Origin of the sequence: Psychrobacter sp. VH5, from assembly GCF_050572635.1 — a bacterium.
Classification (GTDB): Bacteria; Pseudomonadota; Gammaproteobacteria; order Pseudomonadales; family Moraxellaceae; genus Psychrobacter; species Psychrobacter celer.
This window is the reverse complement of the sequence record NZ_CP192145.1, coordinates 2,585,639-2,600,587: the sequence shown is the minus strand read 5'-3', so window position 1 is coordinate 2,600,587 and position 14,949 is coordinate 2,585,639. Positions and strand designations below refer to the sequence as shown.

At 45.9% G+C, this 14,949-nt stretch carries 17 protein-coding genes; 14 read left to right on the top strand and 3 right to left on the bottom strand.

Annotated elements, in window-relative coordinates; all coding sequences use genetic code 11:
- The first annotated feature begins 262 nt into the window (after positions 1-262).
- The 5 genes from ACNFVB_RS10880 (at position 263) to ACNFVB_RS10860 (ending at position 2,690) form a co-directional block, all read left to right on the top strand.
- Complete coding sequence (locus ACNFVB_RS10880) at positions 263-517, top strand: TIGR03643 family protein (RefSeq protein ID WP_342454257.1); 255 nt, start codon at positions 263-265, stop codon at positions 515-517.
- 54 nt (positions 518-571) lie between these two features.
- Positions 572-1,264 carry a ribulose-phosphate 3-epimerase gene (rpe, locus tag ACNFVB_RS10875; protein WP_430737508.1) on the top strand — a complete coding sequence of 231 codons (693 nt, stop codon included), beginning with the start codon at positions 572-574 and terminating at the stop codon, positions 1,262-1,264.
- 66 nt (positions 1,265-1,330) lie between these two features.
- Positions 1,331-1,690, top strand: coding sequence for a hypothetical protein (locus ACNFVB_RS10870; RefSeq protein ID WP_430737507.1), 360 nt, complete (start codon positions 1,331-1,333; stop codon positions 1,688-1,690).
- A gap of 176 nt (positions 1,691-1,866) precedes the next feature.
- Positions 1,867-2,178, top strand: coding sequence for a hypothetical protein (locus ACNFVB_RS10865; protein ID WP_075100485.1), 312 nt, complete (start codon positions 1,867-1,869; stop codon positions 2,176-2,178).
- Between the two features lie 200 nt (positions 2,179-2,378).
- On the top strand, positions 2,379-2,690 hold the full coding sequence (locus ACNFVB_RS10860; RefSeq protein WP_192996055.1) for a hypothetical protein: 312 nt from the start codon (positions 2,379-2,381) through the stop codon (positions 2,688-2,690).
- Positions 2,691-2,899: 209 nt separating this feature from the next.
- Here ACNFVB_RS10860 and rpmG read toward each other — a convergent pair whose 3' ends face one another.
- Together rpmG and rpmB are read right to left on the bottom strand one after the other, a co-directional pair.
- Positions 2,900-3,055, bottom strand: coding sequence for a 50S ribosomal protein L33 (gene rpmG / locus ACNFVB_RS10855; RefSeq protein WP_075100487.1), 156 nt, complete (start codon positions 3,053-3,055; stop codon positions 2,900-2,902).
- A 38-nt stretch (positions 3,056-3,093) separates the two neighbouring features.
- On the bottom strand, positions 3,094-3,330 hold the full coding sequence (gene rpmB / locus ACNFVB_RS10850; protein ID WP_075100488.1) for a 50S ribosomal protein L28: 237 nt from the start codon (positions 3,328-3,330) through the stop codon (positions 3,094-3,096).
- Positions 3,331-3,816: 486 nt separating this feature from the next.
- Between rpmB and ACNFVB_RS10845 the strand changes: the two genes are divergently transcribed.
- A complete protein-coding gene (locus ACNFVB_RS10845; RefSeq protein ID WP_430737506.1) occupies positions 3,817-6,132 on the top strand; it encodes an Ig-like domain-containing protein in 2,316 nt (771 codons plus the stop codon).
- A 209-nt stretch (positions 6,133-6,341) separates the two neighbouring features.
- Positions 6,342-7,307, top strand: a complete 966-nt coding sequence (gene purU, locus ACNFVB_RS10840; protein ID WP_430737505.1) for a formyltetrahydrofolate deformylase — start codon at positions 6,342-6,344, stop codon at positions 7,305-7,307.
- Between the two features lie 108 nt (positions 7,308-7,415).
- Here the strand turns inward: purU and ACNFVB_RS10835 are convergent, their stop codons facing one another.
- Entirely contained in the window at positions 7,416-8,207 is a 792-nt protein-coding gene (locus ACNFVB_RS10835) for a cytochrome C assembly family protein (protein WP_348549469.1), read from the bottom strand.
- A 397-nt stretch (positions 8,208-8,604) separates the two neighbouring features.
- Between ACNFVB_RS10835 and ffh the strand changes: the two genes are divergently transcribed.
- The 7 genes from ffh to ACNFVB_RS10800 all read left to right on the top strand — a co-directional run bounded on the left by ffh (position 8,605) and on the right by ACNFVB_RS10800 (position 14,879).
- On the top strand, positions 8,605-10,143 hold the full coding sequence (gene ffh, locus ACNFVB_RS10830) for a signal recognition particle protein (RefSeq protein ID WP_430737504.1): 1,539 nt from the start codon (positions 8,605-8,607) through the stop codon (positions 10,141-10,143).
- A 251-nt stretch (positions 10,144-10,394) separates the two neighbouring features.
- Positions 10,395-11,093, top strand: a complete 699-nt coding sequence (gene tsaB / locus ACNFVB_RS10825; protein WP_430738527.1) for a tRNA (adenosine(37)-N6)-threonylcarbamoyltransferase complex dimerization subunit type 1 TsaB — start codon at positions 10,395-10,397, stop codon at positions 11,091-11,093.
- Positions 11,094-11,174: 81 nt separating this feature from the next.
- Complete coding sequence (locus ACNFVB_RS10820; RefSeq protein WP_430737503.1) at positions 11,175-12,017, top strand: undecaprenyl-diphosphate phosphatase; 843 nt, start codon at positions 11,175-11,177, stop codon at positions 12,015-12,017.
- Positions 12,018-12,068: 51 nt separating this feature from the next.
- Positions 12,069-12,965 carry a class I SAM-dependent methyltransferase gene (locus ACNFVB_RS10815; protein WP_430737502.1) on the top strand — a complete coding sequence of 299 codons (897 nt, stop codon included), beginning with the start codon at positions 12,069-12,071 and terminating at the stop codon, positions 12,963-12,965.
- A 117-nt stretch (positions 12,966-13,082) separates the two neighbouring features.
- A complete protein-coding gene (locus tag ACNFVB_RS10810) occupies positions 13,083-13,265 on the top strand; it encodes a hypothetical protein (RefSeq protein WP_430737501.1) in 183 nt (60 codons plus the stop codon).
- Positions 13,266-13,279: 14 nt separating this feature from the next.
- Positions 13,280-14,218 (top strand): 4-hydroxybenzoate octaprenyltransferase, encoded by a 939-nt coding sequence (ubiA, locus tag ACNFVB_RS10805; protein WP_430737500.1) that lies wholly within the window; start codon positions 13,280-13,282, stop codon positions 14,216-14,218.
- Positions 14,211-14,879: a DUF4112 domain-containing protein gene (locus tag ACNFVB_RS10800; protein WP_430737499.1), complete on the top strand. Its 669-nt coding sequence runs from the start codon at positions 14,211-14,213 to the stop codon at positions 14,877-14,879. Before ubiA ends, ACNFVB_RS10800 begins: the two co-directional genes overlap by 8 nt.
- Positions 14,880-14,949: the final 70 nt, after the last annotated feature.

Below are 14,949 nucleotides of genomic sequence, written 5' to 3'. Positions count from 1 at the left end.
CTTGTTTGTCCCGAGCTGTTTTTTGTGCGTAGGCTTTCATATAGGTGCTGTACGGTAGATTGCTTATGTTTATTAAGGTTAAAATATGATGGCAAGTTATCAAGATATTATGACTTCCAGGCCTGCTATATCGCAGGCCGCTTGTGCCTCATCCTCGCTTACCATCATGCGCGCTGATATGATTGCCGCCTTACAAAACAAGCAACGTGGTAAGCGGGCGTCAACTGAGCCGCAGCCCTGTCCTCAGCATATAGGTAGTGGTCTGAGCGTGCTAGATGAGACGCAGATATCACGCGTGATAGAGATGGCGTGGGAGGATAGGACGCCATTTTCAGCGATAGAGCATGGTTATGGTCTAAATGAGACAGCAGTTATTAAGCTGATGCGTCACACGCTAAAACCGTCGTCTTTTCGCCTATGGCGTCGGCGTGTCAGCTGCCGTGCTACCAAACATGACGCCAAACGCTCCTTTAGCGTAGGACGCGCTTATTGCAAAACGCAATATAAGCCGCGTTAGCTGTGGTTTCTAGCCTTGTTATTTTTATACAATCATCAATCAGGTAGTTTATTTATGAGCAGTCCTTCTAAGCCTTATCTTATTGCGCCTTCTATCTTATCGGCTGACTTTGCCAGACTTGGTGAAGAGGTCGAAAAGGTATTAGAGGCGGGTGCTGATGTCATTCATTTTGATGTCATGGACAATCACTATGTACCCAACTTAACGTTTGGTAGCATGATCTGTAAAGCGCTACGTGATTATGGCATCGATGCCCCTATCGATGTGCATCTGATGGTGTCACCTGTCGACGGTATGATTGAGCAATTTTTAGAGGCGGGTGCGAGTATTATCACCTTTCACCCAGAAGCCAGCGCGCATATCGACCGCTCTTTGCAGCTGATCAAAGATGGCGGCGCTGAGTGCGGTTTGGTATTAAACCCAGCAACGCCCTTACATTACTTAGACTACGTGATGGATAAGGTCGATCAAATCCTGCTAATGAGTGTCAACCCAGGGTTTGGTGGCCAGTCGTTTATCGACAGTACGCTGGGCAAGGTGCGTGAGGTGCGTCAGCGCATCATCACCAGTGGCCGTGATATCAGGCTTGAAGTGGATGGCGGCGTCAAGGCCAGCAATATCCGTGCGATCGCTGAAGCGGGCGCTGATATGTTTGTCGCAGGCTCGGCGATATTTAATCAACCAGATTATAAAGCTGCAATCGACGCCATGCGTGCAGAGCTGGCATTGGCCAACGCGAGTGCATAGCTGAGATGGGGCACGGCTCACGGCTGCTGTGAGCGTGAGCGCCCTATAAAAGTAAAAAGGTGACATATGAACACAAACAAACTGCCACACGTATTGGTGCCGCCTGATTCTGTAAATAGCCGCGTGCCGCGACAGCGCAGCTTGGTGCCTAAAGGTATTACCATTGGTCTTGCTGTATTTGCGCTTGTGCTCAGCTTAGCCGGTTATGGCTTTCGGCTGATGCTCGGTGAGGATGTAGAGACGGTGCTGCGCCATGCAGCGGTCATCGTTCCAGCCTTTGTGCTGGGTATTCCGCTGTTTTTTTGGCTGAGTTCGCGCCTGCTCAACAAAGTCAAAGGCATGCATATCGAAACTCGTAATGCCTTAACGCTTGGCTGGCTGACCGCGTGCGTGGCCATGCTGTGGCTGATGGGGACTTATAGTTAAGTTGTTATATGCCTCGCTATACTGCACAAACTAAGGGGTTTTGCGTATCGTACATATCAAATACCCTGTTATGAGGACAGGTTCGTGTGTATGAGCGCAATTCACCCTTTTGTGACTGCTTACTTTTTTTTCATTCATAAATATGTCACGCTGTTTGGGCGTGACTGGACGCTTGCATGTCAAAACCTTCTGATAAAATCTTCGATCTTATTTTTCCCAAAGACTTACCCAACAGTTTGTTTATCATCCTGATAGTGGCTTGTCTGCTGCTTGGGCTGTCATCCTTACGTCATGGCACCGACCTGCAAGGCTGGCTCAATGTCATCGAAAACTGGCTACTGATGCTGCTGATATTTCCTACGGCGACAGCGACTGTTGCCTTGCCATTTAAATACCGTGACCCATCGCTTGAGCTCAAGCTCATGTATTATCTGGGTATGTTTGTCGCTTTCTTATTTACCTTAGCAAAACTGCGCTATTGGCGCTGATCGACGCATGTGCTGGCGCAAATACTTGACACAAAAGCGGACTCTAGAACAGAAGACTTACGTGACAGCCCTTGAATTTCAGGGCCAAAGCGTCCATTGTATGAATAAGACAGTTTTACCCGTATTACTTAGCGTAATCACGTGGCCAGACGCGACGTATTTTGCCAGTACTTCATCACGGGACAATAAGGAATACATGAATGCCATACGACATCGATAATGAGATAGAAGTAGATAACGAGAATAGCGATCAATTCGCAGGATTTGGAAGAGAAACCACGCTTGAGCTGGTAGAGGCCGATGATGGGCGGCTGCTACTACGTGATGCTGAGCAAAATGAAGCACCGCTCATGACCATTGATTTTTCTGAAAAACTCAAAGACATCCTCGGCAGTGATACGCAGGCGATAGGTCAGCATATGATTCATGCTGCCATTCAGGTGATCATGCAAAAACAAATGAGCCAGTGGCACGCCCATGTCTATGACAAAGAGCCGGCGCACTATAGCTAGTTGACTGGTGTACTGCACTAAGCTGGCCGATGTACTATAGACAAATAGTCAGCTGAAGACAAATAGTCAGCTGAAAACCTACGGCCAAAGCGCCATGCGAGTGACAGTAGAAAAAAGTAGCAGATAAAACAGACAAAAAAAAGGGCTTATCAATCGATAAGCCCTTTTTTGTATTCAAATAATCAGCATTGCCGTATTATATTGCCGTATTATTTGATTTTTGCTTCTTTAAAGATCACGTGCTGGCGGACTTTAGGATCATATTTTTTGATCTCCATTTTGCCAGGCATCGTGCGCTTGTTTTTGGTCGTGGTGTAATAATAGCCAGTACCAGCAGTCGATACTAATTTGATTTTATCTCTCATGATAGCTTTCCTTTAGATGGTGGTGATAAGCGCGTGGCTTAAACTTTTTGACCTTGTGCGCGCAAATCTGCTAACACTTTATCAATACCAACTTTGTCGATGATGCGCATACCTTTGGTAGACACACGTAGACGTACAAAACGGTTTTCTGACTCTACCCAAAAACGATGGTTGTGAAGGTTTGGTAGAAAGCGACGACGGGTTTTGTTGTTTGCGTGCGAAACATTATTACCCACCATAGGGCGCTTTCCAGTCACTTGGCAAACTCGAGACATGGCGAACTCCTAATCTATGAGGCATGAGGGATTCTCATACCAGTCTGGGCAAGTTGCGCGTTTTTGCGGCATGGACACAGCAAGCGGCAGCTTTGCACCAAACAAAACTATATGAAGGTTGAGCTGATATGACTGTTACTAAAGGCAAATAACAGACCCACCAATTCAGAAAATTTTAAAGCCGACATTTATACCATAAAACAGATGAATACTCAAATATTTTTGTGATTATCGTCGGTCTAAAGGGTATCTATTATACCTTGAAATGAGCCGTCTATGTTGTTGATTATTTAATAGTAAAGATTCATTTTTTAGTTGTAAGTTATAACAAAAGTCAGTAAAGTTGCTGTTATATATTTAATACAATCTGTTAATACAACCAACCTTACTGTAATTCTATGTATCATTATCAGTCTGTCATGATTCTAGACAATGATATTTTGCTTATTTGCGCGAATAAATTACTGCCGATGCGGAGTTCCAAATATGTCATATAGTTCACGTCCACTTTCTTCTAAGTTGTTTCAACTGACAGCGCTAACTTTAGCACTTACATTGGCTGGCTGTGGCGGCGGTGATGGTACAGATACAATAGCACCAACACCTGACTTGGGCCCTGAGCAGCCTGGCAATGGAGGAGGTTCTGACGGTGGCGAGCAAAATGTCGAAGAAATCAATATTGTTGAAAGTGCACTCTATAATGCTGATGGTAACGTTATAAATTCAGTTAACTTAGAGGGAGCTTACTATCAAATAAAGGTTGTTGATAACGCTAAAAACCCTATTATAAATGCAAAAGTTGTTTTTGATATTGATGCAGAAGGGATAAGCCTTTCTCAAACGACATCAGGTGCAGTTTTGACAGATGCGGAAGGCATAGCACAAATATTTTTAAAGCCTGATAACGCAGAGGTTTCAGGTGCATATACTATATCAGCGAATGCAACCTATAATCAGCAAACGGCCACAGCCGATACGACCTTCTCCGTTCAGGCAACAAATGTGACTTTATCAGAAATAACGGTCGGGTCCAATAGTTTGGCATCAGGAGGCCAAACGCCCATCAGTTTGAAGGTTACTAATGAAGCAGGTGATGCACTGAGTGGCGTTTTAGTAAACTTCAATAGTGGCTGCGGTCAAATACCAGAGCAAGTGACTTCTGATAGCGAAGGGATGGTTAAAGCAGTTTTTAAAGCCATCAATTTAGATACCACGCTATGTAGTGGTTTAGTGAGGGTATCTGCACGTACAGGTAATCAAACTAAATCGACGACTATTACTGTAGCCTCTGCTGAAGCTACTTCAATTATTTATACCTCTGATGACCTAAGTCTAGGTATTCGAGGTAGTGGTTCATCTTCTACAGGACAAGCGGAGTTTACAGTATATTCCGGATCTACTACCCTTGCAAATGAACAAGTTAGAGTTTCTTTAGAGAAGTCACCTTTTGGGCTTACTTTTGGGCCGAATAGAAACCAGCAGTCTTATGTAGCAACCACTGATGCTAATGGTCAGATTATTGTGCCTATATTTCCTGGTACAACGCCTGGCCCAGTAGAGATTGAGGTTTCTTTAGTAGACGATCCATTAATAAACGCTTTGTCAAAAAATATAACAGTAGCCAGCTCACGAGTCACTCAGACGGGCCTTAGTTTATCATGGGAGAAGAACGTTTTAGATTGGTCTTATGATGGTGATAGCACTCAAATAAACGCAAGAATGGTTGACCGGAATGGTAATAAAGTGCCCGATGGCACAGTAATTAACTTTACTGCTGAAGGTGGCAAGATTACTTCTAGCTGTGCCACAGTCGATGGTAACTGTACTGTCACTTTTACAACGCAAAATCCACGTCCGGGCGATGGTCGTGTAAGCATTCTAGCGGTTGCTGAAGGTGAAAAAGAATATATTGATATGAACGAAAACAATGCTTGGGATGAAGGTGTTGATATATTAGTTCACAATATCGGTGATACATTTCGTGATGATAATGAAAGCGGTGAGTTTGAAATTGGTGAGTTTACTTATCCAATGACAACTGGGGCAAGTAATCAGTGTAAAAACAACCTTGATAGATATATTAATCTAAAATTTCCATCATTGTCTGAGCTGAAAAAGCGTCAATACGAAGCTAATTATATAAGTGAGTTTGTTTCTCCAAACAAGGCCAATACTTGTAATACTGGTTTAGATACAGTAGTGCGTTATCAAGGTATTACTTTGCTATCTAATGGTAATGATGCGCGTTTCACCGTAGGAAATTTAGATCAAGGTGGTAATTTTACAGTTCGACCCTCTCAAGATATTTTTAGTAGTGATACCTTAATATCATTTAGAGTGAATAGTGGTGGTTTTTACGACTTAAGTCCTATGCCTTCTGGTACTACGATCAGTGGTGCAGGTATTGATCAAACTTCTGCAGATCCAACAGCCAAAATTGTTGCAGTAGAAAACGGATACGTGATAGAGGTAGCTGACGCTAACCCTAAATCAAGTGTAATCGTAAAAGTTGGAGAAATAGAGTATACGATAACTACAAACAGTAGGGGTCAGGGTGTTTCTTCAAAGTTTGTAAATCCACCTGAAGGCGAAATTAGTGTAGAAAGCAAAAATAATACTTGTGAAGCAACCTTATCAGGTGTTACTAAGGTACCTGCTAACGTGGCAACTGGTATGCCTGGTGATAACTTAGGAACTTTTACAACTTTTAAGCTGAAGAATTGTCAAGCAACTGATGAGGTTAAAATTACTGCTACTGCTCCAAGTGGTAATGTAACTAGTTATACTTATACTATTAGATAGTAACTATAGTTATCTCCGCATTTTCGAAACCCCCAACCCTGCGTTGGGGGTTTTTGCATTTATAATCTTAATAACCAAATACAAGCAACTCAATCAGCAAAGTTTTGCAAAAACGATTAGAATAGTCGGTTTCCTATACTTTTATTAGATTTTTGCTATCAGCATGACCATGTAAAGCTGATAGCTTTGTTTTTTGAATTGGGCGCATTATGCTAAGTAAAACAACACCAAATAACACCACCTCGAGCAACAATGCAGCTGTGTCCTCGCCAGCTGTGTCATTGCCAAGTACATCAGCAAAATCTTCGCAAACGACAGCGGCTATCGATACGGCGACGCTACTCATTAAGTGCCGTGACCAAGCGGGCATCGTCCAAGCTGTATCTGAGTTTATCCATCGCTATGGCGCGAACATCATTACCTTGGATCAGTACTCCACCGCGCATGAGGGCGGGCAGTACTTCATGCGTTTGGAGTTTGCTTTGGCAGGCTTGAGCGATATCATTGAGAACTTTGAAGCCAGCTTTGCACATACCGTGGCTAAGCGTCACAATATGGACTGGCGGCTACACAACAATGCCATCAAGACCAAGGTCGGTATCTTGGTGTCAAAGTTCGATCATGCATTATTGGACTTATTATGGCGTCATCAGCGTGGCTTGCTCGATTGTGATATTACGTGTGTGGTCAGCAACCATCCAGACCTGCGCCAAGCGGTAGAAAACTTTGGTATTACCTTTCATCATGTACCTGTGACTAAAGACAACAAAGCAGATGCCGAAGAGCAGATTCATACGCTGATGGCAGGCAATGACTTATTGGTATTGGCGCGTTATATGCAGATATTGTCGTCCGATTTTGTCAAACGCTGGCCGATGCAGGTGATTAATATCCATCACTCATTTTTGCCAGCGTTTGTCGGTGCCGACCCGTATCGTCAGGCTTATGACAAAGGTGTCAAACTTATCGGCGCAACAGCGCACTATGTCACCGCCGAGCTCGATCAAGGGCCTATCATCGAGCAAGACGTACACCGCGTCACCCATCGTCAGGGCGTGGCGGAGCTGCGCGCTATTGGCCGTGATATCGAGCGCAATGTCTTGGCACGTGCAGTCAATTGGCATGTACAAAACCGCGTGATTGTAGCGGGTAATAAAACCGTGGTGTTTAATTAAGGTATTTAATTAAATAGTGCTGAAATCACTGTAAGTCAGTAAAAAGGCCGCCAGTCATCTTCTATCATGACTGGCGGCCTTTTTATGTTTGCTGCTTGAAAATACCAACTATAGCAGCATCTCTAATACAAACTTGCTACCAACAAAGCCAATAGCCAGCAGGATAAAAGCATAAATGGTGATGTTGGCCGCACGTTTGCCGCGCCAGCCTGCGCGCCAATGACCGAATAATAAGCCACCAAATAACAACCAAGACAGCAGGCTAAACACGGTCTTGTGGACGATATGCTGCGCCATCAAGTCCTGTACGTAAATAAAGCCAATCCCCAGCGCGATACTCAGCAAGACAAAGCCAACTAAGAGCATATCAAACAATAAGCTCTCCATACTTTGTAGAGATGGCAGCTTATTGACCCAAAATCGGTGGATGGTTTTGTGCTTAAGCTCACGGATTTGTAGCCGTAAAAACAGCGCCTGCACCGCAGCCATCAAGAGCACACAATAGGCCGCCAGCGACAGTAAAATATGGGTCTCAAGCCCGAGGCTGATATCGGTAATGGGCTGATAGGGGGCACGGCCGACATAGCCGATGGTCATGCCTGCCAGCGCGGTCGGCGCCGCCAAGATACCGAGGCTGACAATCGGACGATACAGGCTAAACAGCACATAAAAACACAAGAAAAATAAGCTGATCAGGCTGATGACGTTAAACAAATTAAAATTTAGGCCATACAACGTCACCACAGATGGATAAAGTAGCGCGGCATGCGCGGCCATCCCGATCAGCAATAAGCCTAGACTGCGGCCTTTGTAGATAGGTTTATCAGCAATCAGCGCCCAACCGATGTAAACGCTGACCGCTATATAAGTCAGGCTAGCAAGTAAGAATGCAAAGTGCACAGATATAAAACCTCATCTCATACTGAGCGCAACATGACCGCTCAATGTATCACCAAAGTGGTATTATCGGAATGATTAGAATAATCCTCCAATTTATCATAAAATGGGTGGCAATTGAGCACCATCTTACTTATTCTTGATAAATGCTTGGTGGCCGCATTATCCGCAGCAAGAGGGTTTAAACCTCTGCAAAACGACCATAAGTACCGTGTCGTCTTAATGGTATAGTAAGGATTATCTGCTGTTTTTTGTGGCCATCTCATAAGGGTTTGTGCCAAAAGCATCCCTTAATATGTTCAGACACCCTGATATTATTGATAAATCGGTTAACTGGTTTACTAAGCGCTGATTTAACGAACAACTATTTTAACTGTATTATTTTAACTGAGAGTTATTTATGTTTGATACCTTAACAGAACGCTTATCGTCGAGCCTACGTAATATCGTAGGATCTGGACAACTGACTGAAGACAATATCAAAGACACGCTGCGCGAAGTGCGTATGGCATTACTAGAGGCTGATGTGGCGCTACCTGTCACCCGTGACTTTGTCAAACGTGTCAAAGAGCAGGCACTGGGTGCTGAGGTGCTAAAAGAGCTGGCGCCGGGCCAAGCCTTTGTCAAAATCGTCCATGACGAGCTGACCGAGATGATGGGCAGTGCCAACCAAACGCTTGAGATGACTGGTAAACCGCCGGTTGTCTATCTATTAGCAGGCCTACAAGGGGCGGGTAAAACCACCACGGCAGGTAAGCTTGCCAAGTACTTACAAGAGCGGCAAAAGAAAAAAGTCATGCTGGTCTCAGCCGACGTCTATCGTCCAGCCGCGATTAAGCAGCTTGAGCAAGTGGCTGGTCAAGTGAATGCTAAATTTGTCAATTCAAGTGTCGATGAAAACCCGATAGATATCGCCCGCCGCGCTATCGAAGAAGCCAAAATCCAATACCAAGATATCTTGATCATCGATACCGCGGGTCGTTTGCACATTGACGACACCATGATGGATGAGATCAAGGCGCTAACGGCTGCGGTCAATCCATCTGAGACGTTGTTTGTCGTCGATGCGATGACAGGTCAAGATGCCGCCAATACTGCCAAAGCCTTTAATGATGCGCTACCGCTGACAGGCGTTATCCTCACCAAGACCGATGGTGATGCGCGCGGCGGTGCGGCGTTGTCTGTACGTGCCATCACAGGCAAGCCGATTAAGTTTTTGGGTCGCGGCGAAAAGCTGGACGCCTTAGAGCTCTTTCATCCTGAGCGTATCGCCCAGCGTATCCTCGGTATGGGTGATGTACTGAGTCTGGTCGAAGAAGTCGAACAAAAAATCGACCGTGATAAAGCCGAAAAAATGGCGAAAAAGATGCAAAAGGGCGGTGACTTCGACCTTGAGGATCTATTGACACAGTTTCAGCAAATGAAGAGTATGGGCGGCATGGCAGGTTTTTTAGATAAGATGCCGGGTATGGGCGGCTCTGATATGCAAAAAGCGGTCGAGGATGCCAAACCTGAAGAAAAAGTACGTGAAATGGAGGCGTTGATTAACTCTATGACGCCGTTTGAGCGTAAAAACCCAGATAAGATCAACCCAAGCCGCAAGCGCCGTATTGCCGCAGGCTCTGGGCGTGAGATTCAAGACGTCAACCGTTTGCTCAAGCAGCATAAGCAAATGGCAAAGATGATGAAAATGATCTCAAAGCCAGAAGGCATCAGTAAAATGATGAAGTCGATGCAAGGCTTGATGGGTGGCGGCGGATCTGGCGGCGGTCCACTGTTTGGCGGTGGTCAGCAAGGCGGCGCTAAAGACGTGAATCCTGCACAGATGGCAAAGCAAATGGGGCTAGATCCAAACAACATGCCGAGCACCGAAGAGATGCAAAAGCAGATGCAAGAGCTACAAAACCAAGCGCCCAAAAAGTTCAAAACGCGCTTTTAAGCCTTGATTGGCAGGCATGGTCGTCAGTATTGTCGTCAGTATTATAAATACGGCAAGTATAACGACCATCAAAGAGACCTCAAAGCTGTGACGGCTTTGGGGTCTTTTCTGTTTGCCAAGCGTGGGTTGGTACTGATAAAGAAAGTATGAAAAACGTAGAAATTCATAAAACTTGCCTATCCTAAATGCTATGATAGGCGCTGATTTATTAGGGCATAAGTTTTGTGCCGAGCGACAAAATCGAGGTTGTGATGTTTTTAGCAATGGATACCGTGTTCGATCAGTGTTCGATCGCCGTTTTAGATGCCAGTGGACAGGTATTGTCCCCTCATACAGAGAGCGGCAAACGTCAGCAAACCCAGCAAATCTTGCCGATGATTGATGCGGCCTTGTTGGAGGCCAATCTAAAGCTTGCGGATATACAAGCATTAATATTTAACCGTGGCCCTGGCGCGTTTAGCGGCATACGTATCAATACCGCCGTGGTGCAAGCGTTGTCTGTGGCGCATGATCTGCCTTGCGTCGGCGTCTCAAGCCTGCAAGCCATTGCTCAGTGCGCTTATCAGCAGTATGGCGTGACAGAGGTTTATAGCGCCCTTGATGCGCGGATGCAGCAAGTATATTTTGGTCACTATAAGATAGAGCAGACCGAAGAGACAGCCGCCATTATGCAGCCAGTGTCGACGGCGGATGACGACAGCACAGAGCAGCTGCTCGATTATGACAGTCAGACGACGCTGAATTTACCTATCGCTGGTAACGGCTCGATATTACTCAAACCACAAGACGAGCAGGTGTGTCATGATGATGTCTGGCCGGACGCCGTGGTGATAGGGCAGATTGGTATCGCCCAATTTATGCGTACTGGCGGTACCGATGCGGCACATGCACTACCAAAGTATCTGCGCAACCAAGCATGGAAAACCCTCAAAGAGCAAGGCAAGGCCTAACTGCGGCTAGCCGTATAGACGATAACAACACCGCAAACATTATACTCAGTCACCTGTCAATCTGGGTTTAGGAATACCACCGTGGATATCATTTTACTAATTCAAGCTGTCATCATGGGTATCGTTGAAGGTATCACTGAGTTTTTGCCCATATCTAGTACCGGCTATATGATTTTGTCAGCCGATGTCATGGGGTTTTGGAGCAAAGACAAAGTTGATTTGTTTGTGGTGGTGGTGCAGCTTGGTGCTATTTTGGCGGTCATTTATGACTACTGGGGAAGGCTGTGGCAAGCGTTTATGGGTCTGCTGACTGGCAAGGCCGCTGGCATGAGCAACCCACGGCAGCTGGGGCTGAGTCTGATTGTCGCCACCATTCCGGTGATGCTGGTGGGCTTTACCTTTGCCGATGAGATTAAGACTTATCTGTTTAATCCGATCACAGTCGCCATCATGCTTATTATCGGTGGTCTGCTGATTTTTTATGTCGAAAAACGCCCTAAGACCGTCACTGCGTGTGAGGCCGAAGACGTCAGTCTAAAGACAGCGCTGATGATAGGGTTGTTTCAATGTCTGGCTCTCATTCCAGGGACCTCTCGCTCAGGGGCGACCATCATTGGTGCGCTTTGGCTTGGCGTCTCGCGCAAGGCTTCGGCAGAGTTTTCTTTCTTTTTGGGGATTCCGGTCATCGTTGGTGCAGGCTTGCTTGATTTAGCGAAGCATCATGAGGTACTGGATAGCAGTGAAGACTGGCTGGTATTGGGCGTAGGCACAGTGGTGTCATTTATCGTCGCGCTGCTTTGTATTCGCTGGCTGGTAGCATGGGTCAGTCGCCGTGATTTTACGATTTTTGCATGGCTACGGATTATCACAGGAGTCATCGTACTGTTGGCGTCTTGGCTATTTGGCTATCAAATGGCAGGCTAAATGGGCGCGATGATTTGTGGTTATACAGGCAATAAATAGAGAGAAATAGTCATGAGCGCGCCGCGACCAGCAGTTAACCCTCCTAATGTGCAAAGTTACTGTCAGCTGTTTTATATCAGCGATAGCCAGCAAGCACAGATTGAGCGCTTGCAAGCTTTGATAGTACAGCACCATCTGCCCATTGTCTTAAATACTGAGCGATTGCACGATAAGGTCACTCAAAAACGTCGCCAGCAGTTAAGCCAAACCTCCAGCGTACCTATTTTAGTATTGGATCAAAAAGACAAGTTATCGTGGCTGAGCGATGGGCTAAGCGTGGCGCCAGAATGGGATAAATTGCAGCGCCGCGTGGTAAGCGCAGGACGAAAATCTGAGCTATTGCTGCAAGCAGCGAAGGTCACAGCGGACAGCCGTGTGATTGATGCCACCGCAGGCTTTGGTCATGACAGTTTGATATTGGCCAGCACCGGCGCACAAGTCACCATGCTCGAGCAGCAGCCGTTGATGGCATTGCTATTGTTGGTAGAGCAGCAGCGGATGAGTGCACAGCCCAATTGGCAAAAGCTGATGAGCCGTCTGCACATCATCAACACCGATGCGCTCAGCTACTTTGCCACTTTACCAGCTGATATGACAGGTGCGACTAAAGCCGTCAATGTGGTCTATCTAGATCCGATGTTTCCAGAAGACAGCTATCAAGATAGTAAGACTGGCAAAGGCGCAAAAGTAGGCAAGCACATGCAGGCATTGCATCAATTGGCTCGTCCACCGACACAAGATGAAGAGCGACAACTACTAAATAGCGCTAAGGCAGTTGTGCGTCAAAGCGCGCAAGACCAAGGTCGCGTGATCGTCAAGCGCCCACAATTTGCGCCACTATTTGCCGATGAGCCGGTTAGTGAAAGCTGGCATAATGCAGCCGTCCGCTTTGATGGTTATTTCGTTTAGTGGAATATGAGTCATTATGTTTATATTGATTTTTAGTAGCAGTCAGCTTAGGAGAGAGCGATTTTAACCATCATAGTTTGGGCGGTAGGAGCCGCATTATTATTAATAAATATATTTTTGCGCACCCGTATTTTGCGTTTAGAAGGCGAGCTTAAAAAGCTACGCAGTCCGCAAGAATATATGACCTATCTACGTCAGCAAAACGTCCAAGACAATAAAGTTACAGCAATCAAGGCATTACGTAAGCAGTATCCTGAGTTGTCGTTAATCGAAGCCAATAGTCTGTATGAGAACCTATAAAGAGCATCAAAGTTATGAGTAGTACGCCCTTAGAGTTAAGCCTAAAAGACAAGCTGCATGCCTATATGCAGTTGACGCGCTTTGATAAGCCAGTCGGTATTGAGCTACTTTTGTGGCCGACGCTTTGGGGTGTGATGCTGGCGGCGATGGGTGAGGCGCAGCAGCAAGGGGCGGTAGCAGGCTTGCCCAGCCTAAAAGTATTTATTATCTTTGCGCTTGGGGCAATTTTGATGCGGGCGGCAGGCTGTGCGATTAATGACTTTGCCGATCGTAAGGTCGACGGTCATGTGTCTCGTACCAAAGGCCGACCATTAGCAGATGGCCGCTTGTCTGCCAAAGAAGCCATCGCAGCTTTTGTGATACTTGTCTTACTCAGTGCCAGTTTATTGTTTTTTTTACCGATACAAGTGTTCTATTGGTCGTTAGGGGCGGTCATATTGGCCTTTATTTACCCCTTTATGAAGCGCTATACCCATTTGCCGCAAGTGTTTTTGGCTGCAGCGTTTGGCTGGGCGATACCGATGGCGTATGTCGCGATACAAGGTGCGCCTGACATCTGGTGTTGGCTGTTGTTTATCGCTTATATGTGCTGGACGGTAGCATACGATACCCAGTATGCCATGGCGGATCGTGAGGACGATTTAAAGATTGGGGTTAAATCCACAGCGATACTCTTTGGCCGCTATGATGTCGTTATCATCTCGCTGCTACAGATGCTATTTTTGCTCATTATGGGTGTGGTGATGTGGCATTATTTTGCCCCAACGAGCTTAAATATCATTCCTATCTTTGGCTTAGCCTTAGTAGCAATGATGTTCGCTAAGCAAAACAGCGCTTGTGCCACGCGTCATTCGATGTCTTGCTTTCAGGCGTTTTTGGCCAATATCTGGGTCGGACGCTATGTCTTTGCACTTATCGCAATTGCGTGTTTATGGACGACTTTTAATGGATAAATTCTCTGAGTCATTAAAGCGACGCTCGACTAAGAAGCCTGTAGTTAATGAAGTACAAACAGCTTATGAGATTAATCTTGCTGAACATGGACTGACGCGCGCGCAGGTCATCGCCACTGAGCGTAAACTGGCCAAATTTGCCAACACCATGGACTCATTGGTGCGGGTGCCATTTACCAAGCAAGGCATGGGCGCTGATGCTGCGCTGTCAACCATTCCGCTGGCAGGGGATTTGGCGGGGCTGGCGTTGACCAGCTATGCCTTTATATTAGGTCGTCAGCTAGGGGTACCGGCACATAAAATGACACCTGCGGTCAGACTGGCGCTGATTGATATGGTGGTCGGTATCGTCCCTGGTATCGGCACATTGCTGGATATCTTTATACGTCCTAGCCGTAAGACCTTGGGTATCGTACATGAGCATCTACACGATGAATATGGCATCACCGAAACCATGCATATGGATCGGCCGTTTTTGCATCAATCGTTAGAAGACAAGCAGCAGCAAAGTCGCTTTTGGCGTAATTCTATAGTAGCGTGGCTGTACTTGCATATCCCTGACATATTGGGACTCATCGTGATTTTATTTGTTGGCTGGGGGATATGGACGGCGATAAGTTGGTTGGTCGGACTTTTTGGTCAATCGACTGGGTTTGGTTAAATAAAATCATCTACCAGAAAGTTAAGTAAATCCGAGTGAGTAGAGACCAGTAAATAGAGATAAAAAAAGC

Excerpts from the sequence above, each read along its gene's own strand:
- rpe (WP_430737508.1), top strand. The coding sequence starts at position 572 with ATGAGCAGTCCTTCTAAGCCTTATCTTATTGCGCCTTCTATCTTATCG.
- ACNFVB_RS10870 (WP_430737507.1), top strand. The coding sequence starts at position 1,331 with ATGAACACAAACAAACTGCCACACGTATTGGTGCCGCCTGATTCTGTA.
- ACNFVB_RS10865 (WP_075100485.1), top strand. The coding sequence starts at position 1,867 with ATGTCAAAACCTTCTGATAAAATCTTCGATCTTATTTTTCCCAAAGAC.
- ACNFVB_RS10860 (WP_192996055.1), top strand. The coding sequence starts at position 2,379 with ATGCCATACGACATCGATAATGAGATAGAAGTAGATAACGAGAATAGC.
- rpmG (WP_075100487.1), bottom strand. The coding sequence starts at position 3,055 with ATGAGAGATAAAATCAAATTAGTATCGACTGCTGGTACTGGCTATTAT.
- rpmB (WP_075100488.1), bottom strand. The coding sequence starts at position 3,330 with ATGTCTCGAGTTTGCCAAGTGACTGGAAAGCGCCCTATGGTGGGTAAT.
- ACNFVB_RS10845 (WP_430737506.1), top strand. The coding sequence starts at position 3,817 with ATGTCATATAGTTCACGTCCACTTTCTTCTAAGTTGTTTCAACTGACA.
- purU (WP_430737505.1), top strand. The coding sequence starts at position 6,342 with ATGCTAAGTAAAACAACACCAAATAACACCACCTCGAGCAACAATGCA.
- ffh (WP_430737504.1), top strand. The coding sequence starts at position 8,605 with ATGTTTGATACCTTAACAGAACGCTTATCGTCGAGCCTACGTAATATC.
- tsaB (WP_430738527.1), top strand. The coding sequence starts at position 10,395 with ATGTTTTTAGCAATGGATACCGTGTTCGATCAGTGTTCGATCGCCGTT.
- ACNFVB_RS10815 (WP_430737502.1), top strand. The coding sequence starts at position 12,069 with ATGAGCGCGCCGCGACCAGCAGTTAACCCTCCTAATGTGCAAAGTTAC.
- ubiA (WP_430737500.1), top strand. The coding sequence starts at position 13,280 with ATGAGTAGTACGCCCTTAGAGTTAAGCCTAAAAGACAAGCTGCATGCC.
- ACNFVB_RS10800 (WP_430737499.1), top strand. The coding sequence starts at position 14,211 with ATGGATAAATTCTCTGAGTCATTAAAGCGACGCTCGACTAAGAAGCCT.